The organism is Serratia sp. PAMC26656 (assembly GCF_016469055.2).
Taxonomy (GTDB): domain Bacteria; phylum Pseudomonadota; class Gammaproteobacteria; order Enterobacterales; family Enterobacteriaceae; genus Serratia; species Serratia plymuthica.
Map to the genome: position 1 here is coordinate 4,420,920 of NZ_CP150486.1, position 26,007 is coordinate 4,446,926.

The following is a 26,007-nucleotide window of genomic DNA, read 5'->3' on the forward strand; positions in this document are numbered from 1 at the left end:
CCCCAGTCACTTACCTAAGTAAGCTCCTGGGATGAGTGAGCTGGGCGCCTGGCTGCAACTTGAAATCCATAGTATATAGGCAGTGTTGCCCATTGTGGACGACACCGCCGCCATTCGAACTAGCCCGCGCGCTCCCGCCGGGCTTTTTTCTGCGCTACAATAGCCATTTTCCCCAGGATATTTATGACTGACAACGCCGTACTCCGCCTGCGCCAATTTCGTCTGGAACGCTCTACCCGCCCTTTTCTGGCGCGCGGTAATCGCGTACCGCGTTGTCAGGGCTGCCTGCTGCCTCATAAAAACTGCCTGTGCGACACTATCCAGCCACAGCCGGCCGCCAGCCGCTTCTGTTTGATCATGTTTGGCGCGGAGCCGTTGAAACCCAGCAATACCGGCCGCCTGATAGCCGATATCCTGCCGGATACCCAAGCGTTCCTCTGGTCGCGCACCGAGATCGACCCCGAGTTGCTGAAGGCGATTAACGATCCGCAACGCCAGCCTTACGTAGTCTTCCCCGCCTCCTACGCCGCTCCTGAGCGGCCGGTGTTCAGCGAACTGCCTGTCGGTGGCAAACCGCCGCTGTTTATCATGCTCGACGGCACCTGGACCGAGGCGAGCAAGATGTTCCGCAAGAGCCCGTATCTGAACGCATTCCCGGTATTCTCACTCAATGTCACCGCCGCTTCGAATTACCAGCTGCGTGAAGCCAGCCGCACCGAGCAACACTGCACGGCAGAAGTGGCGGCGGCGCTGTTGCAGCAGGCCGGCGATGCCGCCGCCTCTGAGGGTTTGAACCAGCATTTTCGTTATTTCCGTCAACAGTATCTGGCCGGGAAACCTACGCGCCCGGAGGCACCGGTCACAGCAAAGCTGCCGCAAAACGCCTAGAATCAGGAGTAACGTTGCCAAAAGGAGCCGTGCATGAGCCAGCGAGGGTTAGAAGCGCTTTTACGTCCTAAATCGATTGCCGTTCTCGGCGCTTCACAACAGCCCGGCCGCGCCGGTAACCTGATGATGAGCAACCTGTTGGCCGGTGGCTTCAGCGGGCCGGTAATGCCGGTCACACCTCGCTATAAGGCCGTGTGCGGCGTGATGGCCTACCCTGACGTCGCCAGCCTGCCGCTTACACCCGATTTGGCGATACTCTGCACCCACGCGCAGCGCAACCTGGCATTGATTGAAGCCCTGGGTAAACGCGGCTGTAAAACCGCTATTGTGCTCTCCTCCCCACCGGAACAGTTCGCCGAGCTGAAAGCCTGCGCACAACGTTACTCGATGCGTCTGCTTGGGCCAAATAGCCTGGGCCTGCTGGCGCCATGGCAAGGTCTCAACGCCAGTTTCTCTCCGGTGCCGATCCTCAAGGGCAAACTGGCGTTCATTTCTCAGTCCGCCGCCGTCGCCAATACCATTCTCGACTGGGCGCAGCAGCGCGAGGTCGGGTTTTCCTATTTTATCGCGCTGGGCGACAGCCTGGATATTGACGTCGACGACCTGCTGGATTTTCTGGCACGCGACAGTAAAACCAGTGCCATCTTGCTGTACCTGGAAAACATCAGCGATGCACGCCGCTTTTTGTCTGCCTCGCGCAGCGCTTCGCGCAACAAGCCGATATTGGTGATCAAAAGCGGTCGCAGCCAACAGGCCCAACTGCTGCTCAACAGCCAGCAAGGTCTGGACGCAGCTTATGATGCCGCCATCCAACGTGCGGGTTTGCTGCGCGTTCAGGACACCCACGAACTGTTCTCCGCGGTGGAAACCCTGAGCCACATGCATCCGCTTCGCGGTGAACGGCTGATGATCGTCAGCAACGGCGCGGCACCGGCAGCGATGGCGTTAGACGAACTGCTAGGCCGCAACGGCAAGCTAGCGCAGTTGGGGGAAGAGAGCCTGACGCAGCTCGGCGTGGCGTTGCCGGAGTTTATTCGCGCCGGTAACCCGATCGATCTGCGTGATGATGCCACGCCGCAACGTTATCTGGCGGCAGTCAAGGCGCTGCTCGACAGCCATGACTACGATGCCCTGCTGCTGATCCACGCCCCGAGCGCAGCGGCACCGGGCACCGCCACCGCCGAACGCATTATCGATGCAGTTCGCCAGCACCCGCGCGGTAAACGCATCACGCTGCTCACCAACTGGTGCGGCGAATACTCGTCGCAAGAAGCCCGGAGGTTGTTTACCGAGGCCGGAATCCCGACCTATCGCACTCCGGAAGGGGCCGTGACCGCCTTTATGCATATGGTGGAATATCGCCGTAACCAGAAACAGCTGAAAGAGACCCCGGCGCTCCCGGTCGGCCTGACGGCCAACACCGCCGATGCGCATAGGCTGATCCATCAGGCGTTGACTGAAGGCGCTACACAGCTCGATACCCACGAAGTGCAATCCATTCTGCAGGCCTATGATCTGACCACTCTGCCCACCTGGATTGCCGAAGACAGTACCGAAGCGGTGCACATCGCCGAGCAAATCGGTTATCCGGTGGCGCTGAAGCTGCGCTCGCCGGATATTCCTCATAAATCAGAGGTTCAGGGCGTTATGCTCTACCTGCGCACCGCCACCGAGGTCCAGCGTGCGGCGGACGCTATTCTCGATCGCGTAAAACGTACCTATCCGCAGGCCCGCATTCACGGCCTGCTGGTGCAAAGCATGGCCAACCGTGCCGGAGCGCAGGAGTTGCGTATTGCCGTGGAGCAAGACGCTATTTTTGGCCCGCTGATCATGCTGGGCGAAGGGGGCATCGAATGGCGGCAGGAAAACCAGGTCGCCGTAGCTTTGCCGCCGCTGAATATGGCGCTGGCACGCTATTTGGTGCTACAGGCGGTTAAAGGAGGAAAAATCCGTGGGCGCAGCGCACTGCGGCCGCTGGATATTCCCGGGCTGAGCCGCCTGCTGGTACAGGTATCCAACCTGATCCTCGACTGCCCTGAAATCACCCGGCTGGACATCCACCCGGTGCTGGCCTCGGGCAGCGAATTCACGCTGCTGGACGTCTCCATGCAAATTGCGCCCTTCGAGGGTGACCCGCAGGCACGGCTGGCGATCCGCCCTTATCCCCATGAGCTGGAAGAAATTATCCGCTTGAAAGACGGTTCACAATGCCTGTTCCGACCGATCTTGCCGGAAGACGAGCCGACGCTGAAGCACTTTATCGATCGCGTGACCAAGGAAGATCTCTACTACCGCTACTTCAGTGAGATCAATGAGTTTACCCACGACGATTTGGCTAACATGACGCAGATCGACTACGATCGGGAGATGGCTTTTGTCGCCGTGCGCGACGAACAAATTATCGGCGTAACGCGTGCGCTTTCCGATCCGGACAATACCGACGCGGAGTTCGCCGTGCTGGTGCGTTCAGATTTGAAAGGGTTAGGTCTCGGCCGCCAATTGCTGGAAAAAATGATCGCTTATGCCCGCGCCCACGGACTGACCCGCCTGACCGGCATTACCATGCCGAACAACCGCGGCATGATTGCGCTGGCACAACGGCTGGGCTTTGGTATTGATGTGCAGCTTGAAGACGGGATCGTCAATTTGACCCTGCCGTTGCAGGCTGATGAAGCGCAGTGACCAATGTCGCAATGCGCTACGAATCCACCACTTAACACCAAAACATACGCACAATCGAGGCAACTAGTGGTATTATCGCCCGATTATTCGATTCATTGTTTTTACGTATTTGGCGTTCCGGCCATCTAATCATGAGAGAAGAAGCGCACTGTGATGTTGTCAAAATTTAAACGTAGCAAACATCAACAACACCTTGCACAACTGCCAAAACTCCCCCAGACGGTAGCTGACGTACGTACCCTGTACGCGCCGTCTGATTACCGCACTACGCTGCTGGAATTGATCGCTAACGCCACCCAACGCATCTATCTGGTCGCTCTGTATCTGGAGCATGACGACGCCGGGCGTGACATTCTCAATGCGCTTTATCAGGCAAAGCAACGGCGTCCGGAGCTGGAGATTTGCATCTTGGTTGACTGGCATCGAGCCCAGCGTGGGCGCATTGGCGCCGCGGCCGCCAATACCAATGCCGACTGGTACTGCTCAATGGCAGACCAGCATCCGGGGCTGCAAGTGCCGATATACGGCGTGCCGGTAAATACCCGTGAAGCCTTGGGTGTGCTGCACCTGAAGGGCTTTGTTATCGACGATACCGTTATTTACAGCGGTGCCAGTATCAATGACGTTTACCTGCATCAGCATGAGAAATACCGTTACGATCGTTATCAGTTGATCACTAATGGCGCGTTGGCCAATGCCCTGATCGATTACATCAAACAGCACCTGCTGGCCGCTGGCGCGGTACAGCGTCTGGATCGCGACGATCGGCCGAAAAGCCCGGAGATCAAAAACGAAACGCGTTTATTCCGCTTCAGCCTTCGCCGGGCCGGCTATCAGTTCCGCAACACGGCGGGCAACGATGAGCTGGCGGTAACGCCGCTGGTTGGGCTGGGTAAACAGAGCGTGCTGAATAAAACCATTCATCATCTGATGTCCTGCGCCGATCAAAAGCTGACGCTGTGTACCCCTTATTTCAACCTGCCGGCGCTGCTGGTGCGCAATATCATCTATCTGCTGCGCGAGGGCAAACAGGTTGAAATCATCGTCGGCGACAAAACGGCCAACGACTTTTACATTCCGGAAGATCAGCCGTTCAAAATTATCGGTGCGCTGCCCTACCTCTACGAAATTAACCTACGACGCTTTCTCAGTCGCCTGCAGCGTTATATCGATACCGGCCAGTTGATCGTGCGCCTGTGGAAAGACGGCGATAATAGCTATCACCTGAAAGGCATGTGGGTAGATGACGAGTGGCAGTTGATCACGGGTAACAACCTTAATCCGCGTGCCTGGCGGTTGGATCTGGAGAACGCCATTCTGATCCACGATCCGAAACAGGAGATGCGCGAGCAACGCCACAAAGAGCTGGAGTGTATCCGCACCCATACCACCGTAGTGGGCAACTACCTTGAATTACAAACAATTCAGCAGTATCCGGTCAAAGTGCGCAAACTGATCCGTCGTCTGCGCCGTATCCGTATTGACCGGTTGATTAGCCGTATACTGTAATCCCGCTATAATTCAGCTATCACAGACCCCGGCCAATGCTGGGGTTTTTTGTATGTCATGATAACAGGATGTTTTCATTATGCGCCCATTCCGCCCTTTGCTTATCCTGCCCTTTTTGCTGTTCACCAGTGGTTGCACTCATCTGGCAAACGACAGTTGGATGGGTAAAGATAAGGCGCAGCATTTTGTCGCCTCTGCGGCCTTTGCTGCCGCCGGCGCCGCTTATGGTGATCACCAAAACTGGAATGAGGCCAGAAGCCGCAGCTTCGGCCTGATGTTCTCAATTGGGCTCGGTGCCGCCAAAGAGCTGTATGACAGCCGCGAAGGCGGTACCGGCTGGAGCTGGAAAGATTTTGCCTGGGATGTGGCAGGTGCGGCGACCGGCTATAGTCTGTATCACGCCACTCGCTGATTTATAGCTGGACCTCTTTCCCCTTGCGATGCAACTTGAGCGAAACGATCAGTGCCAGCAGGCACATGCCGGAGACATACCAGAAGAAGGCGTTCTCCACACCGAACGATTTCAGCGACAAGGCAACATACTCCGCAGAGCCGCCAAACATCGCATTTGCTACCGCATAAGACAGCCCAACACCCAGCGCACGCACTTCCGGCGGGAACATTTCCGCTTTCAACAGCCCGCTGATCGACGTGTAAAAACTGATGATAAACAACGCCAGAACTATCAATCCGAATGCCGCATAAGGGTTGGACACGTTTTTCAGCGTCATCAGAATAGGTACCGTCATCAATGTGGCAAACGAAGCGAAGACCAGCATTGAACTACGGCGGCCAATCTTGTCCGAGAACGCACCTACCAGCGGTTGCAATAGCATGTAGATAAACAACGCGGCGGTCATGATGCCGCTGGCCAACTTGGCGTCCATACCTGAGGTATTCACCAGGTATTTTTGCATATAGGTGGTGAAGGTATAGAAACTTAATGAACCGCCGGCGGTGAAGCCCAGCACCATCAGAAACGCCTTACGGTTTTTCCACAGACCTTTCAACGAACCGGCATCTTTATGATTTCTGGTTTTCGCATCGGACGTTTCATTCAGTGAACGTCGCAGGTACAGCGCAACCACAGCCAACACTGCGCCCAGCGCAAATGGAATACGCCAACCCCAAGCTTTCAGCTCTTCTGTAGAAAGAATTTGCTGCAACGCTACCAGCACCAAGAGCGCCAATAACTGGCCGCCAATCAGCGTCACGTATTGGAATGAAGCATAGAACCCGCGCTTTCCCTTGATCGCCACCTCACTCATGTAGGTAGCGCTGGTGCCATATTCGCCCCCCACGGAAAGGCCCTGGAACAACCGAGCCACCAACAGCAACACCGGTGCCCAACTGCCAATCGAATCGTAGGTCGGCAAACAGGCGATCACCAGCGATCCGGCGCACATCATGCAGACCGAAATCAACATCGAATTTTTACGGCCATGTTTATCCGCGATATAACCGAACAGCCAACCGCCAATCGGGCGCATAAAAAAGCCCGCAGCAAAGACGCCAGCGGTCTGCAGCAACTGGGTTGTACTGTTACCGGCGGGGAAGAACGAGGCGGCGAAATAGATCGAACAGAAAGAGTAAACGTAAAAATCGAACCACTCCACCAGGTTTCCCGATGAAGCCCCAACGATAGCGAAAATACGCTGTTTTTTATCCTGAACCGCCAGTTCGGCGGCATCCCCATCCCCAATGGCCGAGGTTGTTTCTGTCATATTGTCTTCTCCGAGCCAGATAAGCAGTGAAGTCGGCGTCCCGCCGTTTAATTATTACTTTGTTGTTATGTTTAAGTTAACAATTAAACCTGATCGCGGGCGAAGGATATGTGATGAAACGAGGGGCAAAACGCGGTTTTTGTGATGAATATTAAATAGTGACATGAAAACAAGAGGAGATTACAGTCGGTTTTTTGCAAAGCAAAAAGCCCCATGCTTTCGCATGAGGCTTTCGACTTGGTTTGATGCCTGGCAGTGTCCTACTCTCGCATGGGGAGACCCCACACTACCATCGGCGCTACGGCGTTTCACTTCTGAGTTCGGCATGGGGTCAGGTGGGACCACCGCGCTATTGCCGCCAGGCAAATTCTGTTTCATTCCAACCGCTTCACTCTCGTGTCGCCATTGAAACCAATCTCGGAACTTCGCTGAAAATCTACACTAATCTCTCTAAAACACCTTCGGTGTTGTAAGGTTAAGCCTCACGGATCATTAGTACTGGTTAGCTCAATGCATCGCTGCACTTACACACCCAGCCTATCAACGTCTTAGTCTTAAACGTTCCTTCAGGGGCCTTAAAGGCCCAGGGAAGACTCATCTCGAGGCAAGTTTCGCGCTTAGATGCTTTCAGCGCTTATCTTTTCCGCACTTAGCTACCGGGCAATGCCATTGGCATGACAACCCGAACACCAGTGGTGCGTTCACTCCGGTCCTCTCGTACTAGGAGCAACCCCTCTCAATCTTCCAACGCCCACGGCAGATAGGGACCGAACTGTCTCACGACGTTCTAAACCCAGCTCGCGTACCACTTTAAATGGCGAACAGCCATACCCTTGGGACCTACTTCAGCCCCAGGATGTGATGAGCCGACATCGAGGTGCCAAACACCGCCGTCGATATGAACTCTTGGGCGGTATCAGCCTGTTATCCCCGGAGTACCTTTTATCCGTTGAGCGATGGCCCTTCCATTCAGAACCACCGGATCACTAAGACCTACTTTCGTACCTGCTCGAGCCGTCACTCTCGCAGTCAAGCTAGCTTATGCCTTTGCACTAACCTCACGATGTCCGACCGTGATTAGCTAACCTTCGTGCTCCTCCGTTACTCTTTGGGAGGAGACCGCCCCAGTCAAACTACCCACCAGACACTGTCCTCACCCCGGATTACGGGGCCGAGTTAGAACATCAAACATTAAAGGGTGGTATTTCAAGGTTGGCTCCACGCAGACTGGCGTCCACGCTTCAAAGCCTCCCACCTATCCTACACATCAAGGCTCAATGTTCAGTGTCAAGCTATAGTAAAGGTTCACGGGGTCTTTCCGTCTTGCCGCGGGTACACTGCATCTTCACAGCGAGTTCAATTTCACTGAGTCTCGGGTGGAGACAGCCTGGCCATCATTACGCCATTCGTGCAGGTCGGAACTTACCCGACAAGGAATTTCGCTACCTTAGGACCGTTATAGTTACGGCCGCCGTTTACTGGGGCTTCGATCAAGAGCTTCGCCTTGCGGCTGACCCCATCAATTAACCTTCCAGCACCGGGCAGGCGTCACACCGTATACGTCCACTTTCGTGTTTGCACAGTGCTGTGTTTTTATTAAACAGTTGCAGCCAGCTGGTATCTGCGACTGGCTTCGGCTCCAAGAGCAAGTCTCTTCACCTACGCGCCAGCGTGCCTTCTCCCGAAGTTACGGCACCATTTTGCCTAGTTCCTTCACCCGAGTTCTCTCAAGCGCCTTGGTATTCTCTACCTGACCACCTGTGTCGGTTTGGGGTACGATTCTGTGTTACCTGATGCTTAGAGGCTTTTCCTGGAAGCTTGGCATCAACTACTTCTGCACCGTAGTGCATCGTCATCACGCCTCAGGGTTGAATAAGAGAACGGATTTACCAATTCTCTCCCCCTACACGCTTAAACCGGGACAACCGTCGCCCGGCTAGCCTAGCCTTCTCCGTCCCCCCTTCGCAGTAACACCGAGTACAGGAATATTAACCTGTTTCCCATCGACTACGCCTTTCGGCCTCGCCTTAGGGGTCGACTCACCCTGCCCCGATTAACGTTGGACAGGAACCCTTGGTCTTCCGGCGAGCGGGTTTTTCACCCGCTTTATCGTTACTTATGTCAGCATTCGCACTTCTGATACCTCCAGCAACCCTCACAGGCCACCTTCAACGGCTTACAGAACGCTCCCCTACCCAACAACGCCTAAGCGTCGCTGCCGCAGCTTCGGTGCATGGTTTAGCCCCGTTACATCTTCCGCGCAGGCCGACTCGACCAGTGAGCTATTACGCTTTCTTTAAATGATGGCTGCTTCTAAGCCAACATCCTGGCTGTCTATGCCTTCCCACATCGTTTCCCACTTAACCATGACTTTGGGACCTTAGCTGGCGGTCTGGGTTGTTTCCCTCTTCACGACGGACGTTAGCACCCGCCGTGTGTCTCCCGTGATAACATTCTTCGGTATTCGGAGTTTGCATCGGTTTGGTAAGCCGGGATGGCCCCCTAGCCGAAACAGTGCTCTACCCCCGAAGATGAGTTCACGAGGCGCTACCTAAATAGCTTTCGGGGAGAACCAGCTATCTCCCGGTTTGATTGGCCTTTCACCCCCAGCCACAAGTCATCCGCTAATTTTTCAACATTAGTCGGTTCGGTCCTCCAGTTAGTGTTACCCAACCTTCAACCTGCCCATGGCTAGATCACCGGGTTTCGGGTCTATACCTTGCAACTATTCGCCCAGTTAAGACTCGGTTTCCCTACGGCTCCCCTATACGGTTAACCTTGCTACAAAATATAAGTCGCTGACCCATTATACAAAAGGTACGCAGTCACCCAACAAAGTAGGCTCCCACTGCTTGTACGTACACGGTTTCAGGTTCTATTTCACTCCCCTCGCCGGGGTTCTTTTCGCCTTTCCCTCACGGTACTGGTTCACTATCGGTCAGTCAGGAGTATTTAGCCTTGGAGGATGGTCCCCCCATATTCAGACAGGATGTCACGTGTCCCGCCCTACTCATCGAACTCACAGAATGTGCATTTTAGTGTACGGGACTATCACCCTTTACTGTGCGACTTTCCAGACGCTTCCACTAACACACAAACTGATTCAGGTTCTGGGCTGTTCCCCGTTCGCTCGCCGCTACTGGGGGAATCTCGGTTGATTTCTTTTCCTCGGGGTACTTAGATGTTTCAGTTCCCCCGGTTCGCCTCATACGACTATGTATTCATCGTATGATAGTGCAACGGATTGCACTGGGTTTCCCCATTCGGGTATTGCCGGTTATAACGGTTCATATCACCTTACCGACACTTTTCGCAGATTAGCACGCCCTTCATCGCCTCTGACTGCCTAGGCATCCACCGTGTACGCTTAGTCACTTAACCTCACAACCCGAAGGTGTTTCTGTAAACAGAAAACACTGTCGTGCTGTTTATTTGAGAGACTCTATGACAGGTTACTCCTTACCCCAATACATCTACGGAGGGATAAGTTTCAGCTGTCATGTTTCAATTTTCAGCTTGTTCCAGATTGTTAAAGAGCAATATCTTAAACGTGACTCTTACGAATCAGTTTTAAGATTTTTTGATATGGTGGAGCTAAGCGGGATCGAACCGCTGACCTCCTGCGTGCAAGGCAGGCGCTCTCCCAGCTGAGCTATAGCCCCATATCAGAAAAGCATTTTTACACCCTGTCTACTACCTTCGCCAATTCGCTTCTCGTCAAAGCGAAGGCTTACAACGTTTACTGACGTAAACATGTGAGTCGACAACGCAGGATAGGAGGGAATTGGTGGGTCTGAGTGGACTTGAACCACCGACCTCACCCTTATCAGGGGTGCGCTCTAACCACCTGAGCTACAGACCCGACAAGGTGCTTTAAGACTTAACCGATAAGATTAAGCCTTATGCTCTCTTTCATTTCATCAGACAATCTGTGTGAGCACGCCACTCGAATCAATATCATTAGGTAAGGAGGTGATCCAACCGCAGGTTCCCCTACGGTTACCTTGTTACGACTTCACCCCAGTCATGAATCACAAAGTGGTAAGCGCCCTCCCGAAGGTTAAGCTACCTACTTCTTTTGCAACCCACTCCCATGGTGTGACGGGCGGTGTGTACAAGGCCCGGGAACGTATTCACCGTAGCATTCTGATCTACGATTACTAGCGATTCCGACTTCATGGAGTCGAGTTGCAGACTCCAATCCGGACTACGACGTACTTTATGAGGTCCGCTTGCTCTCGCGAGTTCGCTTCTCTTTGTATACGCCATTGTAGCACGTGTGTAGCCCTACTCGTAAGGGCCATGATGACTTGACGTCATCCCCACCTTCCTCCGGTTTATCACCGGCAGTCTCCTTTGAGTTCCCGACCGAATCGCTGGCAACAAAGGATAAGGGTTGCGCTCGTTGCGGGACTTAACCCAACATTTCACAACACGAGCTGACGACAGCCATGCAGCACCTGTCTCAGAGTTCCCGAAGGCACTAAGCTATCTCTAGCGAATTCTCTGGATGTCAAGAGTAGGTAAGGTTCTTCGCGTTGCATCGAATTAAACCACATGCTCCACCGCTTGTGCGGGCCCCCGTCAATTCATTTGAGTTTTAACCTTGCGGCCGTACTCCCCAGGCGGTCGATTTAACGCGTTAGCTCCGGAAGCCACGCCTCAAGGGCACAACCTCCAAATCGACATCGTTTACAGCGTGGACTACCAGGGTATCTAATCCTGTTTGCTCCCCACGCTTTCGCACCTGAGCGTCAGTCTTTGTCCAGGGGGCCGCCTTCGCCACCGGTATTCCTCCAGATCTCTACGCATTTCACCGCTACACCTGGAATTCTACCCCCCTCTACAAGACTCTAGCTTGCCAGTTTCAAATGCAGTTCCCACGTTAAGCGCGGGGATTTCACATCTGACTTAACAAACCGCCTGCGTGCGCTTTACGCCCAGTAATTCCGATTAACGCTTGCACCCTCCGTATTACCGCGGCTGCTGGCACGGAGTTAGCCGGTGCTTCTTCTGCGAGTAACGTCAATGCAATGTGCTATTAACACATTACCCTTCCTCCTCGCTGAAAGTGCTTTACAACCCTAAGGCCTTCTTCACACACGCGGCATGGCTGCATCAGGCTTGCGCCCATTGTGCAATATTCCCCACTGCTGCCTCCCGTAGGAGTCTGGACCGTGTCTCAGTTCCAGTGTGGCTGGTCATCCTCTCAGACCAGCTAGGGATCGTCGCCTAGGTGAGCCATTACCCCACCTACTAGCTAATCCCATCTGGGCACATCTGATGGCGTGAGGCCCGAAGGTCCCCCACTTTGGTCCGTAGACGTTATGCGGTATTAGCTACCGTTTCCAGTAGTTATCCCCCTCCATCAGGCAGTTTCCCAGACATTACTCACCCGTCCGCCGCTCGTCACCCAGAGAGCAAGCTCTCCTGTGCTACCGCTCGACTTGCATGTGTTAGGCCTGCCGCCAGCGTTCAATCTGAGCCATGATCAAACTCTTCAATTTAAAAGTTCGATTTGCTTCAACTCGTGAAGCGATGCTCAAAGGTTACTAAATGAATTTTACTTCAGTAGTCACTCTTCAAGACTTGATATTTTTTCGTACCCGAAGGTACTGGATATCGTCTTGTGGAGTGCCCACACAGATTGTCTGATAAATTGTTAAAGAGCAGTGAGTTAGCCGCCGTAGCTTGCTATCTCGAGGTGGCGTATATTACGCTTTCCTCTTTCAGAGTCAACCCCAATTTTCAGGATTTTTTCTCTTCGAACCCCGGAGACTCTGTGAAGTTGTTCACATGTTCCGTGTCGATGGAGGCGCATTATAGGGAGCCGGCTCAGAATGACAAGGATTAATATTCACTTTTTTTCTGACCGCTCACTATTCATGCATAACGCCTACTAAACCCGCTTTTTGATGGCTTCCGGCAGCTCCGCCAGGCTGTTTAACACCCAATCCGCCAGTTTCTCGCCCTGTTCGGTGACCGGCTTGCCGGTACGCACCAGCACTTTGGTACCAACACCTGCCGCGATAGCAGCCTGCATATCTTCCGGTTTGTCACCCACCATATAAGAAGAGGCCATGTCGATGTTCAGTTCTTGCTGTGCCTGCAGCAACATACCCGGCTGCGGTTTACGGCAGTCACACGTCTGGCGGTACTCTTCTATTACTGCCTCTGGGTGATGCGGACAGAAATAGATGCCATCCAGGTCAACATCGCGATCGGCCAGCGACCAGTCCATCCACTCGGTCAGGTACATAAACTGTTTTTCGTCGAACTTGCCGCGCGCAATGCCGGATTGGTTGGTGACCAATACCAGAGCAAAGCCCATCTTTTTAAGTTCGCGACAGGCGTCAATCACGCCATCAATAAAATGGAAGTCATCGATTTCATGGACGTAGCCATGATCGACATTAATCGTGCCATCACGATCTAGGAAAATTGCTGGAACGCTTTGTGTCACCGGTTTACTCCTGAGGGCCTGAAAACGCGTACAGTATCGCATGTTTTACCCGGTACTGAGAACGGCAGAGAACGGTGTTGGCCGTTGACTTGGACGTCTAGACGCCTTAACATCTGACCCATACCTTGGTCCACGCCAAGGTTTACTTTTATCTAGCCACGGGCAACCACGCTAAAATAAGAAGAATATGATTAAACTTTCTAACATCACCAAAGTGTTCCAGCAGGGTTCGCGCTCTATTCATGCGCTCTCTGACGTGACTCTTCACGTCCCTGCCGGGCAAATCTATGGCGTTATCGGTGCTTCCGGTGCCGGTAAAAGTACGCTGATCCGCTGCGCCAACATGCTTGAGCGCCCAACCTCCGGCCAGGTGTTGGTTGACGGACAGGATCTGACCTCGCTGTCTGAAAGCGAATTGACACGCGCTCGCCGTCAGATTGGCATGATTTTCCAACACTTTAATCTGCTGTCCTCCCGCACGGTATTTGGCAACGTTTCGCTTCCGCTGGAGCTGGACAACACCCCGCGCGCTGAAATAAAAAAACGGGTGACCGAATTATTGGAGCTAGTTGGGCTGTCAGACAAACACGATGCCTATCCTGCCAATTTGTCCGGTGGCCAAAAGCAGCGCGTGGCGATTGCTCGCGCGTTGGCAAGCCAACCCAAAGTGCTGCTGTGTGACGAAGCCACCAGCGCGCTGGATCCGGCGACTACCCGTTCGATTCTGGAACTGCTGAAAGACATTAACCGCCGCCTCGGCCTGACCATCTTGTTGATCACCCATGAAATGGACGTGGTGAAACGCATCTGCGATCAGGTAGCAGTCATCAGCCAGGGACAGCTGATTGAAAAAGACAGCGTCAGCGAAGTGTTCTCGCACCCGAAAACGCCGCTGGCCCAACAGTTTATTCAAGCTACCCTGCACCTGGACATCCCAGATGACTATGCCAAGCGCCTGACACCGGAACGCAGTGGCGGCCGTCAACCTCTGCTGCGCCTGGAGTTCACCGGCCAGTCCGTTGATGCACCTTTACTGTCAGAAGCCGCTCGCCGCTTCAACGTCAATAACAACATCATCAGCGCCCAGATGGATTATGCCGGCGGTGTGAAATTCGGCGTGATGCTGGCAGAGCTGCACGGCAGCGACGAAGACGCGCAGGCAACGATTAAATTCCTGCAGGAAAATCAGGTAAAAGTAGAGGTTCTGGGTTATGTCTGAGGCAATGATGTGGTTAATGGCACGTGGCGTGTGGGAAACCGTCGCGATGACCTTTGTCTCCGGCTTCTTCGGTTTCGTGCTCGGCCTGCCGGTTGGCGTGCTGCTGTATGTGACCCGCCCAGGGCAAATCGTCGCCAACAATACGCTGTATAAAACCCTGTCCGGGCTGGTGAACGTGTTCCGTTCCATCCCGTTCATCATCCTGCTGGTGTGGATGATTCCGTTTACCCGCCTGATCGTCGGCACCTCGATCGGCCTGCAGGCGGCCATCGTCCCGTTGACCGTGGGCGCCGCGCCGTTTATCGCCCGTATGGTGGAAAACGCCCTGCTGGAGATCCCATCCGGCCTGGTAGAAGCAGCCCGTGCGATGGGGGCTACCCCGATGCAAATCATTAAAAAGGTCCTGTTGCCGGAAGCCCTGCCAGGCCTGGTGAATGCAGCGACCATTACCCTGATTACCTTGGTGGGTTATTCTGCCATGGGCGGCGCAGTTGGCGCCGGCGGCCTGGGCCAGATCGGTTATCAGTATGGCTATATCGGTTATAACGCCACAGTAATGAATACCGTATTAGTATTACTGGTGGTGCTGGTCTATCTGATTCAGTTCGGTGGCGATCGCATCGTGAAAGCCGTCACCCACAAATAGTTTTTACAGCAACTGCGCTCACACAGCGTATTTTTAATGCGAGTCTAATGAGGAAGGGATATGTCGTTAAAATTTAAATCCATCGCGGCAATCGGCGCACTGATCGGTACTCTGGCTCTGGCAGGCTGCGGTCAGGAAGAAAAAGATCCAAACCATATTAAAGTGGGCGTTATCGTCGGTTCTGAGCAGCAGGTTGCTGAAATAGCGCAGAAAGTGGCGAAAGAGAAATACGGTCTGGACGTTGAACTGGTGACGTTCAATGACTACGTGCTGCCAAACGAAGCGCTGAGCAAAGGCGATATCGATCTGAACGCCTTCCAGCACAAACCGTATCTGGATCAGCAAATCAAGGATCGCGGCTATAAACTGGTATCGGTAGGTAATTCCTTCGTTTACCCGATTGCCGGTTACTCCAAGAAAATCAAATCCCTGGATGAGCTGAAAGACGGTTCCCAGGTTGCCCTGCCGAATGACCCGACCAACCTGGGCCGTTCTTTGCTGCTGCTGCAGAAAGTTAACCTGATCAAACTGAAAGACGGCGTTGGCCTGCTGCCGACCGTGCTGGACGTGACCGAGAACCCGAAAAACCTGAAATTGGTCGAGCTGGAAGCGCCACAGTTGCCACGCTCCCTGGACGATCAGCAAATCGCACTGGCTGTGATCAACACGACCTACGCCAGCCAGATCGGTCTGACTCCGGCAAAAGACGGTCTGTTTGTTGAAGATAAAGACTCGCCGTACGTTAACCTGCTGGTTGCCCGTGAAGACAACAAAGACGCAGAAAACGTGAAGAAATTCGTGCAGGCATATCAGTCTGACGAAGTTAACGAAGCGGCCAACAAGATCTTTAACGGTGGTGCAGTAAAAGGCTGGTAATCATTAATTACCGATTTTATTCCTATAATTGCAAGACGGGCTCCGGCCCGTCTTGTTATTTCCGCCGTAGATTGCTTCAATAGCGCCACTTCTATAAAAGACAGAGGAATCTCAATGCGTGTTTTATCTCTCTGTTTGTTAGCGCTCGCGCTGGCAGGGTGTTCGTCGCAGCGTATCGCGCCCTCCTCAACAAACAACACCAGCAAACCGACTGTAACCACACCGACAAAGACAACGCCCGCGGCACGTCCAGCGCCGGTAAAACTGTATAAAAGTGCAGAAGAGTTAGTGGGTAAACCTTTCCGCGATCTGGGTGAAGTCTCTGGCGAGTCATGCCAGGCCACCGTACAGGACTCACCGCCAAATCTGGCAACGGCCCGTAAACGCATGCAGATCCGCGCGTCTTACATGAAAGCAAACGCCGTGCTGCTGCACGACTGTCAGATTGTCGGCGGCGTTGCAGGTTGCTACCAACAGGCTATTTGCCAGGGTTCAGCGCTTAACGTTTCGTCCAAATGACCGAGTTTGTCTTCAATCAGATCGGAACCATCCGTTCACCGTATAAAGAAAAGTTCGCCGTACCTCGCCAACCGGGGTTAGTCGAAGACGGTGGCGGTGAGTTGCTGCTGCTGCCGCCCTACAATCAGGCGGAAGCAGTACGCGGCCTCAGCGATTTCAGCCATCTGTGGGTGATGTTTATTTTCCATCAAACCCTGGAAGGCGGCTGGCGCCCCACCGTGCGGCCACCGCGCTTGGGCGGCAATGCCCGGATGGGCGTCTTTGCCACCCGTTCCACCTTCCGCCCTAACCCGCTCGGCATGTCGTTAATCGAATTAAAAGGCGTGCGTGTTCAAGGGGGCGAAGTGGTGCTGGAGCTGGGCAGCCTGGATCTGGTTGATGGCACGCCGGTGGTGGATATCAAACCCTACCTGCCGTTTGCCGAAAGCCAACCTCAGGCCCGCGCCGGATTTGCTCAGACGGCGCCCGCCGGCGATATGCCAGTGCGTTTTACCTCCGAGGCTGAACAACAGCTACAGCAGCACCAACAACGCTATCCGCAACTGCGGCGTTTTATCACCCAGGTACTGGCCCAGGATCCACGTCCGGCCTACCGAAAGGGAGAAGAAGCGGAACGGGATTATGCGGTTTGGCTGCTGGATTTCAACGTGCGCTGGCGGGTGGTGGATCTGCAAACCGAGGTGTTGTCACTCGACCTGCGTTAAAATTCCACCGTCTCTCTTTTGACAACCCGCTCGCACTGGTAAACTAAAGCACTTTTGTCACTTTTGGCCGCCACTGTGGCTGCCCGATGCAATTTGCAGTTCTAACGGAACCAAAACACCATGCGTACTAGCCAATATTTGCTCTCCACCCTGAAGGAGACACCTGCCGACGCCGAAGTGATCAGCCACCAGCTGATGCTGCGCGCCGGGATGATTCGCAAGCTGGCCTCAGGTCTTTACACCTGGCTGCCAACCGGCCTGCGCGTTCTGAAAAAGGTTGAGAACATCGTCCGCGAAGAAATGAACAATGCCAACGCGATCGAAGTTTGCATGCCGGTGGTTCAACCCGCTGATTTATGGCAGGAAAGCGGTCGTTGGGAACAGTATGGTCCTGAGCTGCTGCGCTTTGTCGATCGCGGCGAACGTCCGTTTGTGCTGGGTCCAACGCACGAAGAAGTGATTACGGATCTGATCCGTAACGAGATCAGCTCGTACAAACAGCTGCCATTGAACTTCTTCCAGATTCAAACCAAGTTCCGTGATGAAGTGCGCCCCCGTTTCGGCGTGATGCGTTCTCGCGAATTCCTGATGAAAGATGCCTACTCATTCCATACTTCGCAGGAATCCCTGCAGGCGACCTACGATGCAATGTACGAAGCCTACAGCAAAATCTTCAGCCGTATGGGCCTGGATTTCCGCCCAGTTCATGCCGACACCGGCTCGATTGGCGGTAGCGCATCACACGAGTTCCAGGTGCTGGCCGACAGCGGTGAAGACGATATCGTGTTCTCTACCGGTTCTGACTTTGCCGCCAATATCGAACTGGCGGAAGCAGTGGCGCCGGCTCAGCCGCGCGCGGCAGCCAGCGAAGAACTGCGCATTGTGGATACGCCAAACGCCAAAACCATCGCCGAACTGGTAGAGCAATTCCAACTGCCGATTGAGAAAACCGTCAAGACGCTGCTGGTGCACGCCGAAAAAGAAAGCGGCCACAAGCTGGTTGCCCTGCTGGTACGCGGCGATCACGAACTGAACGAAATCAAGGCCGAGAAGCTGCCACAAGTAGCCGCTCCGTTGACCTTTGCCACCGATGAAGAAATCCGCGCCATCGTCGGTGCCGGCCCTGGTTCCCTCGGCCCGGTCAATCTGCAGGTTCCTGTCGTGGCCGATCGCAGCGTAGCGGCGATGAGCGATTTTGGCGCCGGCGCTAATATCGACGGCAAACACTACTTCGGCATTAACTGGGAGCGCGATCTGCCGCTGCCGCAGGTTGCCGATATTCGTAACGTGGTAGAAGGCGACGCCAGCCCGGACGGTAAAGGCACGCTGTTGATCAAACGCGGTATCGAAGTGGGCCATATCTTCCAGCTCGGCACCAAATACTCTGAAGCGATGAAAGCCACCGTTCAGGGTGAAGATGGCCGTAACCAGGTTCTGACCATGGGTTGCTACGGCATCGGGGTCACCCGCGTAGTGGCTGCCGCCATCGAACAGAACCATGACGATCGCGGAATCATCTGGCCGGACGCCATCGCCCCATTCCAGGTGGCTATTCTGCCAATGAACATGCACAAATCCTTCCGCGTGCAGGCGCTGGCTGAAGAACTGTACAACACCCTGCGTTCGCACGGCATCGACGTTATTCTCGATGACCGTAAAGAGCGCCCAGGCGTAATGTTCGCGGATATGGAACTGATTGGCGTGCCACACTCAATCGTCATCGGCGACCGTAACCTCGATAGCGAAGAGATTGAATACAAAAACCGCCGTGTCGGCGAGAAGCAAATGATTAAAACCGGCGAAATCGTTGATTTCCTGCTGGGACAGATCAAGCGCTAAACGGCTGCGTCAGAAAGTAAAAAGCCCGCCTCGGCGGGTTTTTTTATAGCGACTATTTGCTGTCGCAGTTCTTGTTCTTGTCGAAGACTATCTTGCCGTCCGAAACCAATGCCTTTTCGGTCTGCCCTTCCTCCATGGAAGGCTGAACGCTGAAATGGCCATTCAAGGTTAGGAACACTGGCTCACCTGGGGTTTTGTACGCCTTGGCATACCCTTGTTCCAACGCGATAGTATTGTCTACCGGGAAAGTCTTGCCGGTGGCGCAATCTTTGAATACCGCCGCATCCGCCATGTAGGTATAGCTGCCTTTGAGCGCCATCGGCGTTTTAGGCAACGCTTTCTCCACCGGATCCAGGCGGTAGTTCAGCGTGGACTCGATCACTGCGCCGCTTTGGTCCAACATTTCCAGGCTCTTGCCTACCGGGCGGAAATAGCGTTTTTCGCCATGGCTGTCGGTCAGTACCAGCTTATCGGCAGTTCGCGCCCATTTACCATAATCGGCAAAGCTCTGGTCCCCGTCTTTGGTTTCGCGATAGGTTTCCTGCAAAATGAAAGTGCCGTCTTCATCCAGGAATAGCGCTGTATCCAGGCCACTGCAATCAGCGCAAGGCAGTACGCCCTGATAGCTCTGCTGCATCGCCTGAAGAGGTTGTTCTTTCGGCTGATACTGATTATTACATCCCAATAATGAGAGTGCCCCTGCCGCTAAAAACAGGGCTATTGTTATTTTCTTCACAGCTATTCTCCTACTGTGTTCATGTATCCTTAAGTGCGGATTTTGCCACGCAGCGCTTTTGTCGCGCCCTTACGTACCTTGCCTTCCAGCCGACGTAATTTTGCCCCTTTCGTGGGCTTGGTCGCTCTGCGCGCTTTTTCCACCACCATCGCCTGCTGAATCAACGCCACCAGCCTGGCCAGCGCCGCCTCGCGGTTTAATTCCTGGCTGCGATATTCCTGCGCTTTAATAATCACCACACCGTCGGCGGTAATTAAATGATTATTCAGGGCCAGCAGCCTTTCCTTATAATACTCTGGCAGGCTGGATGCCCGGATGTCAAAGCGCAAATGGATAGCCGTTGAGGTTTTATTCACGTGCTGGCCACCCGCGCCCTGCGCGCGGATCGCCGTCAGTTCCAGCTCGTTATCCGGTATGGCTACGTTTCTTGACAGTTCCAGCACCGGTCACACCTGCGCCTGTTGCCACTCGGCAAACTGGATTTCCAGACTATTCTGAGCGTCAGAAAGCCAGATAGTTCCTTCTTGCAGCGTGGCTTGCAGCGTCATGTTGCGGCTGGCCATCGCCGCCAACTTGCCTAATTGTTCATCATCCAGAAAACGGATGCTTAGGTTTTTGTGGTTTGCCACTTTGCTCTGGATACCCTGCCACCATACATGTCCGGCGCGTTCACCGTAGGCGTAAAGCACCACTCGTGGTGACTGGTTGCAGGCTTTCCTGATGCGCTTCTCATCGGGCAGGCCCATTTCGATCCACATTTCCAACCCGTTGTGGTCATTACGCCGCCAGATTTCCGGCTCATCTTCAGCACTCAGGCCCTTGGTAAACACCAGACGCTCATCGGCGTGGCAGATCCAGGCCAGCAGGCGCAGCATCATGCGCTGTTCGGTTTCGGAAGGATGTTGGGCCAGGGTGAGCGTGGCGTCGTGGTAGAAGTGGCGATCCATATCAGCGATATTGACCGTGGCTTTATAAATAGTTGCTTTCAGCGCCATGGGTGACCTCATTATTATCAGGCGACAGTGTACTAGATTTGGCCCATCCGCAGCCAGCGCGGCTGGGCAAAGCGCAGTGCGAAAGCCGCGCTGAGGTGCTAATAACTCCCCAACAGCTGTGCTATAGTCGACTAGGATTAAGTAAAGCTCCGAGAGCCTGGGCCTCATCGCTATACGGGACTTCGATGACGCAGAGGTTCTTAAGGGAGGAAACTGTGCAACAATACTGTGAGTTAGTACGCCGTTTTTACGCCGAGATCGGCAGTGGGGATCTCGGCTACGTGCCTGATGCGCTAGCATGTGTGTTAAAGGCATTGGACGAAGTTGCTGCGGATAACGCGCTACCGTCCTCCGTTAGGGAACAGGCGGCCTTTGCCGCCGCTAACTTATTGGTGAGCGACTATGTTGATGAATGATGAGTACCAATCCATCAATTGCGATGACTATGAAAGCCTGGAACTCGCCTGTCAGCATAACTACATTCTGAAGCTGGAGTTACGCGACGGAGAAAAACTCGAAGGCAAAGCCACCGAGCTGAAATTTACCAAGGGTGTTGAATACCTGATTATCGATCAGGCCGGCAACGCTCTCAGCTTGCGTCTGGATCACATCCTCAGTTTCAGTCATCCGGAAATCGGTACCGTGGTCGTCAGCCTGTCTGATTGATTTAACGGTAACGCCATCCCAACAGGGCAGCCCAATGGCTGCCCTCGTCATTTATGGCTTCAGGCTGGCTATGGTTTAAGGCTGGCTATGGTTTAAGGCTGGCATAGTACGCTGCCAGATCGGCAATATCATCATCAGACAATGCCGAGACGTAAGCCTTCATCACTTCAACCTGACCGCCGTTGCGCTCCCCTTTTTTATACGCCTGCAGCGCATGCTCCAGATACATGGCATTTTGGCCGGCCAGATTCGGATACATCGGCACCGACACCTTCCCCTCCGCGCCGTGGCACGCAACGCAGTTGGCCGATTTGCCCTTCCCTGCGGCCACGTCACCCGCCGCGATGGCCGACAGACTGAAAAAACCGAACACCACGGCCATTGCGCTCACAAATTTCATCATTGCTCCTCATACTATTATTATTTTTTATGCCAACTCAGTCGCCAGGATGGCTCTCCTTCTGTCGGCTGACCGGCTTCGCTGACAAATACACCCAACGCAGCGATAAGCTGGTCATCATAATAGATCAGCGGGGTGCGTTCGCGCTGCCACGGCGGCACGCCCAACTCCTGCCACAGTTTTTTAACTGGCCGGGAATGCGTTCGGCCAAAGATGCGGATTTTTCCCTGAGCGGCAAAACGAACGGTTACCTTCTGTTGCGGCTGCGGTGCCCGCAGACAAGTGTCCCCTTCCCCATTACTCAGCTTACCCAATCCATCCGGCAGCTCGAGCGGCTCTGCCAATGACCAGTTCAGGCTGACTTCGCGCAGATCCGCCATTATCGGCAGTAGATATAATCGTCGACGGAAACGGCGAATCTGATAGGGCCCCGGCTGCAACTTCGGCTCGGCGTCATCCCGGCAGAGCGCCACCTCGTCCCACAGCCGCTGGAGTTGTTCGCGTGAAGGCATGGTAACGCCAAACAGCGCGATCCAACGACGCAACAAGGCAAAACGGCGCGCAGACGAACAGCCCAACAGGCCGTCGATCGCCAGGGCATTATCTTCATCAAGCAACGCGTGCAGCTGTTCTGCCAGCAGCTCATCCAGCAGTTGCTCCTGTTCCGCACACAGGCTGGCGCTGCGCGCCGTCGCGGCAGCAAAATACGGCCAGCGTTGGTTCAGCAGCGGTAGCACCTGCAGGCGCAGGAAATTACGATCGAAACGCGGATCCTGATTGCTGTCGTCCTCTATCCAGGTGAGCTGATGCTGCTGTGCATAGTCCTCTAACTGCAGACGCGACATACCCAGCAAAGGACGCAGCAAAGGGTTATTCCCCAATGATGCCTGAGCTGCCATCGCCGACAGGCCCGCCGGGCCACTGCCGCGCTTCAGCGCCAGCAGGAAGGTCTCACATTGGTCATCAAGGTGTTGCGCTGTGAGCAAGACCTCTTCGGCCGCCAGCGTAGCGGCAAAGGCCGAGTAACGCGCCGCACGGGCCGCAGCCTCAATCCCGCCCTGCCTGCCATCCACCTGCACATGTTGGACCACCAACGGCAACTGCCAGGCGGCGCATTGACGTTGGCAGTGGGCCGCCCATTCGTCGGCAAAAGCGCTCAGGCCGTGGTGCACATGCACTGCGCGCAACTGCAGGTCCGGCCATTGCCGCCGCAGCCCCACCAGCAGGTGCAACAATACGCTGGAATCCAGCCCACCGCTGAATGCCACCAGCAAATGCCGCTTCGTACCCAATTGTCGGCTGACCTGTACGGAAAGTTGATCGGTATCCATTGGTTTATCGTTTATCGCCTGACAGGCAGCAGGAAGCCGCCATAACGCCCATAAGACTGCACGTTAACCAGCCCGATGTCTTCAGGCAAGCCTTCATTGTTCATACAGTTCCAGCGGCAATCCATCAGGATCGCTGAAAAAAGTAAAACGGGACTGGGTATAAGGATCGACGCGTACCGGTTCGCACACGATCCCAGCGGCTTGCAGATGCGCGATAGCCTGTTCGATGTCGTCTACACTGAACGCCAGGTGGCGCAGGCCACATGCTTCCGGACGGCTGACGCGGACCGGTGGTGACGGAAAGGAGAACAGTTCGATACTGTATTGTCCATTGAGCGCCAGATCCGCCTTCCATGAATCTCGTTCTTCACGGTAAAACTCGCCCAATAGGGTAAAACCGAGGATGTCGCAGTAGAAATGCTTACTGGCCGCATAGTCTGAACCAATGACTGCGATGTGATGCACCTGACGTAATGCCAACATGGTAATGCCTCATTGCCTGCTTGATGAGGCACGGTATCTGGCGAGAGTTGCAACGTCAACGGTAAAAAGAAGCCCCACAGAACAAACGGGGCTGTCATTAAGGTTAGCAGCTCAAACGTTGAGATCGGCCGGCGGCGTTTTCAGTACCTTCACCAGATAACGCCCATCCTCAGTCAATTTCGCGCCGTGGATATCGGTTTCAAAGCCGGGATAACGCTCGCCGATAGAGCACAGCATCAGCAAGAAATCGAGCACCGCACGGCTCTCCTCGGTGATCATCTCACCCGGCATCACTAACGGCACGCCTGGTGGATAAGGCAGGATCATATTGGCCGCCACCTTGCCCACCAGTTGATCCAGTTCGCAGGTTTCCACATTGCCACGCACCTGCTGCTGGAACATTTGGTGCGGCGTCAGCTTCATTTCCGGCAGCACGTCGAACGCCCGCAGCATCAGCCGCGGCAGATCGTCCAGGCAGATCAACCGGTGGATCCCGGCCGCCAGATCCTGAATGCGCATATTGCGATAGAAATCAGGATCCTCCGCATACAGATCCGGCAGCATGTTCTTCACCCGCAGATTAAGATCGTAAGCGCGTTTAAAATCGGTCAGGCCACGCAGCAGGCTCATCGCCTTGGTTTTATCAATGCCTATACTGAACAGGAACAGCAGATTATAAGGTCCGGTTTTTTCCACCACGATGCCGCGCTCGTCCAGGTATTTCGCCACCAGTGCCGCCGGGATCCCGCTCTCCTCCAGCGTACCCAGTTCGTTCATTCCTGGCGTCAGGATCGTCACCTTGATCGGATCGAGATACATGTGATCGCTGTCGGTATTGCCAAACCCATGCCAATTATCGTCTGGGTTCAACGGCCAGCATTGCGCCTCGTCGATCTCTTCAGGCTGCCAGATATCGAAGAACCAGCTATCGCTCTCCTCCCGCAACCGCTGCACCTCACGACGGAAATGCAATGCACGCTCTACCGAGCGGTTAATCAACCGCCGGCCAGGATTGCCGCGCAGCATCGCGGCGGCAGTCTCCATCGACGCCACAATGCCGTAGTTCGGCGAAGTGGTGGTATGCATCATATAGGCTTCGTTAAAGGTGCTTTCGTCGTAATCGCCTTTAATGTGAATCATCGAGGCCTGCGAGAATGCCGCCAGCAGCTTGTGCGTGGACTGCGTTTCGTAGATCACCTTGCCGGGCGTGCGCTCGCCGCTCATGCCGCTCTTGCCTTCGTAGATCGGATGGAAGTTGGTATAGGGTACCCAGGCGGAGTCAAAATGGATTGATGGCACGTCCAACGTCTGCTTGATGTAATCGGTGTTATACAGCAGGCCGTCATAGGTTGAGTTGGTAATCACCGCATGTACCGGCCAAGTGGCATTCGCGGTGGCGGCGACTCGACCGGCAATACTCTCATGGGTAAATTCATGCTGCGGGATGCCACCAAGAATGCCGTAGGCGTTACGCAGCGGACGCAGGTAGATCGGGACGATATCGCTCATCATCAGCAGATGACACAGCGATTTATGGCAGTTGCGGTCAATCAACACCGTGCTGCCTGCCGGGGCCGAATACATGCCGACAATCTTGTTGGCGGTGGAGGTGCCGTTGGTCACCAGATAGCTCTGCTCGGCGTTAAAGGTACGCGCAATATACTCTTCGGCCTCCAGATGCGGGCCGGTATGGTCCAGCAGCGAACCCAGTTCGGTCACCGATATGGAGACGTCGGCTTTTAAGGTGTTCGCACCGAAAAAATCGTAAAACAGGCAGCCAACCGGGCTTTTCTGGAAGGCAGTGCCGGCCATATGCCCTGGGGTGCAAAAGGTGTATTTGCCCTCGCGCACATAGTTGAATAGTGCCTTGGTTAAGGGCGGCGTAATGGTGTCGATATATTCTGCGGTGTATTGCTGGATACGCTGCGCAATATCATCTGCCGCATTCAAGCCATACTCAAAGAAATACAGCACCATCCGCATTTCATGAAGACTGACGTCGAAGGTGGAATACTGGTTGATAAACGCATATAGCGGTAGATATTCATTCAGCTCGTTAATTTCGCTGCACAGCTCCAGGCTGTAGTCGTCCCAGTCGAAAATCACTCCGCAAATACGCGCATTGGCCTCGATCAGCTTCAGCAGATCGCCGCCATTCTTCGGGTAAACCAACTGGAAACCCATCGTAACCAATGCGGTGTGCAACTCACGAATAGGCTCATCTTTGTAATAGACGCCCGTTGGGCTCATGATTGCGATGATATTCATTGGCTGCTCCTGTCAGTTCCGCCAAACTTCTATAACAACATGAAAATCCGATGGTGTGT

The 26,007-nt window shown here is 54.3% G+C and carries 21 protein-coding genes, 2 tRNA genes and 3 rRNA genes; 12 read left to right on the plus strand and 14 right to left on the minus strand.

Annotation, left to right across the window (positions count from 1 at the left end):
- Positions 1–183 precede the first annotated feature (183 nt).
- From JEM67_RS21885 to JEM67_RS21900, 4 genes are all read left to right on the plus strand, one after another.
- Entirely contained in the window at positions 184–888 is a 705-nt protein-coding gene (locus JEM67_RS21885; protein ID WP_062868356.1) for a tRNA-uridine aminocarboxypropyltransferase, read from the plus strand.
- 33 nt (positions 889–921) lie between these two features.
- Positions 922–3,570 carry a bifunctional acetate--CoA ligase family protein/GNAT family N-acetyltransferase gene (locus JEM67_RS21890; protein ID WP_013814245.1) on the plus strand — a complete coding sequence of 883 codons (2,649 nt, stop codon included), beginning with the start codon at positions 922–924 and terminating at the stop codon, positions 3,568–3,570.
- Positions 3,571–3,723: 153 nt separating this feature from the next.
- A complete protein-coding gene (gene pssA, locus JEM67_RS21895) occupies positions 3,724–5,079 on the plus strand; it encodes a CDP-diacylglycerol--serine O-phosphatidyltransferase (RefSeq protein WP_199636693.1) in 1,356 nt (451 codons plus the stop codon).
- Between the two features lie 79 nt (positions 5,080–5,158).
- Positions 5,159–5,491, plus strand: a complete 333-nt coding sequence (locus JEM67_RS21900; protein ID WP_199636692.1) for a YfiM family lipoprotein — start codon at positions 5,159–5,161, stop codon at positions 5,489–5,491.
- Position 5,492: 1 nt separating this feature from the next.
- Here JEM67_RS21900 and JEM67_RS21905 read toward each other — a convergent pair whose 3' ends face one another.
- The 7 genes from JEM67_RS21905 to gmhB form a co-directional block, all read right to left on the minus strand.
- Entirely contained in the window at positions 5,493–6,803 is a 1,311-nt protein-coding gene (locus JEM67_RS21905; RefSeq protein WP_233527754.1) for an MFS family transporter, read from the minus strand.
- Positions 6,804–7,050: 247 nt separating this feature from the next.
- Positions 7,051–7,166: ribosomal RNA gene (gene rrf, locus JEM67_RS21910) — 5S ribosomal RNA — on the minus strand.
- 108 nt (positions 7,167–7,274) lie between these two features.
- Positions 7,275–10,184, minus strand: a 23S ribosomal RNA gene (locus tag JEM67_RS21915).
- 205 nt (positions 10,185–10,389) lie between these two features.
- Positions 10,390–10,465: transfer RNA gene (locus JEM67_RS21920), tRNA-Ala, on the minus strand.
- Between the two features lie 123 nt (positions 10,466–10,588).
- A tRNA-Ile gene (locus tag JEM67_RS21925) sits at positions 10,589–10,665 on the minus strand.
- 103 nt (positions 10,666–10,768) lie between these two features.
- Positions 10,769–12,310, minus strand: a 16S ribosomal RNA gene (locus tag JEM67_RS21930).
- The 16S, 23S and 5S rRNA genes sit together here with 2 tRNA genes alongside, the layout of an rRNA operon.
- Before the next feature lie 392 nt (positions 12,311–12,702).
- A complete protein-coding gene (gene gmhB / locus JEM67_RS21935) occupies positions 12,703–13,266 on the minus strand; it encodes a D-glycero-beta-D-manno-heptose 1,7-bisphosphate 7-phosphatase (RefSeq protein ID WP_062868361.1) in 564 nt (187 codons plus the stop codon).
- Positions 13,267–13,453: 187 nt separating this feature from the next.
- Between gmhB and metN the strand changes: the two genes are divergently transcribed.
- From metN to proS, 6 genes are all read left to right on the plus strand, one after another.
- Entirely contained in the window at positions 13,454–14,485 is a 1,032-nt protein-coding gene (gene metN / locus JEM67_RS21940) for a methionine ABC transporter ATP-binding protein MetN (protein WP_013814250.1), read from the plus strand.
- Entirely contained in the window at positions 14,478–15,131 is a 654-nt protein-coding gene (locus tag JEM67_RS21945) for a methionine ABC transporter permease MetI (RefSeq protein WP_006327515.1), read from the plus strand. The genes metN and JEM67_RS21945 overlap by 8 nt, the downstream gene beginning before the upstream one ends.
- Before the next feature lie 60 nt (positions 15,132–15,191).
- Positions 15,192–16,007: a MetQ/NlpA family lipoprotein gene (locus tag JEM67_RS21950; protein WP_199637654.1), complete on the plus strand. Its 816-nt coding sequence runs from the start codon at positions 15,192–15,194 to the stop codon at positions 16,005–16,007.
- A 114-nt stretch (positions 16,008–16,121) separates the two neighbouring features.
- Positions 16,122–16,526 carry an Rcs stress response system protein RcsF gene (rcsF, locus tag JEM67_RS21955; protein ID WP_013814252.1) on the plus strand — a complete coding sequence of 135 codons (405 nt, stop codon included), beginning with the start codon at positions 16,122–16,124 and terminating at the stop codon, positions 16,524–16,526.
- Positions 16,523–17,230, plus strand: coding sequence for a tRNA (N6-threonylcarbamoyladenosine(37)-N6)-methyltransferase TrmO (gene tsaA, locus JEM67_RS21960; RefSeq protein ID WP_013814253.1), 708 nt, complete (start codon positions 16,523–16,525; stop codon positions 17,228–17,230). The genes rcsF and tsaA overlap by 4 nt, the downstream gene beginning before the upstream one ends.
- 120 nt (positions 17,231–17,350) lie before the next feature.
- The gene (proS, locus tag JEM67_RS21965) at positions 17,351–19,069 is read left to right on the plus strand and encodes a proline--tRNA ligase (RefSeq protein ID WP_199637656.1); all 1,719 of its coding nucleotides are present in this window, start codon (positions 17,351–17,353) and stop codon (positions 19,067–19,069) included.
- Positions 19,070–19,121: 52 nt separating this feature from the next.
- On the opposite strand, the gene nlpE is transcribed toward proS, so the two are convergent.
- From nlpE to JEM67_RS21980, 3 genes are read right to left on the minus strand one after another with little or no spacing between them, the layout of a single operon-like run.
- Positions 19,122–19,805 carry an envelope stress response activation lipoprotein NlpE gene (nlpE, locus tag JEM67_RS21970; RefSeq protein WP_013814255.1) on the minus strand — a complete coding sequence of 228 codons (684 nt, stop codon included), beginning with the start codon at positions 19,803–19,805 and terminating at the stop codon, positions 19,122–19,124.
- 29 nt (positions 19,806–19,834) lie between these two features.
- Entirely contained in the window at positions 19,835–20,248 is a 414-nt protein-coding gene (gene arfB, locus JEM67_RS21975; protein WP_004952187.1) for an alternative ribosome rescue aminoacyl-tRNA hydrolase ArfB, read from the minus strand.
- Positions 20,249–20,251: 3 nt separating this feature from the next.
- Positions 20,252–20,800: a YaeQ family protein gene (locus JEM67_RS21980; RefSeq protein ID WP_004952190.1), complete on the minus strand. Its 549-nt coding sequence runs from the start codon at positions 20,798–20,800 to the stop codon at positions 20,252–20,254.
- Between the two features lie 215 nt (positions 20,801–21,015).
- Between JEM67_RS21980 and JEM67_RS21985 the strand changes: the two genes are divergently transcribed.
- Together JEM67_RS21985 and rof are read left to right on the plus strand one after the other, a co-directional pair.
- Positions 21,016–21,216 (plus strand): YaeP family protein, encoded by a 201-nt coding sequence (locus tag JEM67_RS21985; RefSeq protein WP_006318652.1) that lies wholly within the window; start codon positions 21,016–21,018, stop codon positions 21,214–21,216.
- Entirely contained in the window at positions 21,209–21,466 is a 258-nt protein-coding gene (gene rof, locus JEM67_RS21990) for a Rho-binding antiterminator (RefSeq protein WP_004952197.1), read from the plus strand. The genes JEM67_RS21985 and rof overlap by 8 nt, the downstream gene beginning before the upstream one ends.
- A gap of 85 nt (positions 21,467–21,551) precedes the next feature.
- Here the strand turns inward: rof and JEM67_RS21995 are convergent, their stop codons facing one another.
- From JEM67_RS21995 to JEM67_RS22010, 4 genes are all read right to left on the minus strand, one after another.
- Positions 21,552–21,869 (minus strand): c-type cytochrome, encoded by a 318-nt coding sequence (locus tag JEM67_RS21995; protein WP_199637658.1) that lies wholly within the window; start codon positions 21,867–21,869, stop codon positions 21,552–21,554.
- 17 nt (positions 21,870–21,886) lie between these two features.
- Complete coding sequence (tilS, locus tag JEM67_RS22000; protein WP_013814257.1) at positions 21,887–23,197, minus strand: tRNA lysidine(34) synthetase TilS; 1,311 nt, start codon at positions 23,195–23,197, stop codon at positions 21,887–21,889.
- A gap of 93 nt (positions 23,198–23,290) precedes the next feature.
- Positions 23,291–23,680, minus strand: coding sequence for a VOC family protein (locus tag JEM67_RS22005; protein ID WP_199637660.1), 390 nt, complete (start codon positions 23,678–23,680; stop codon positions 23,291–23,293).
- Positions 23,681–23,791: 111 nt separating this feature from the next.
- A complete protein-coding gene (locus JEM67_RS22010; protein WP_199637662.1) occupies positions 23,792–25,948 on the minus strand; it encodes a lysine decarboxylase LdcC in 2,157 nt (718 codons plus the stop codon).
- Positions 25,949–26,007: the final 59 nt, after the last annotated feature.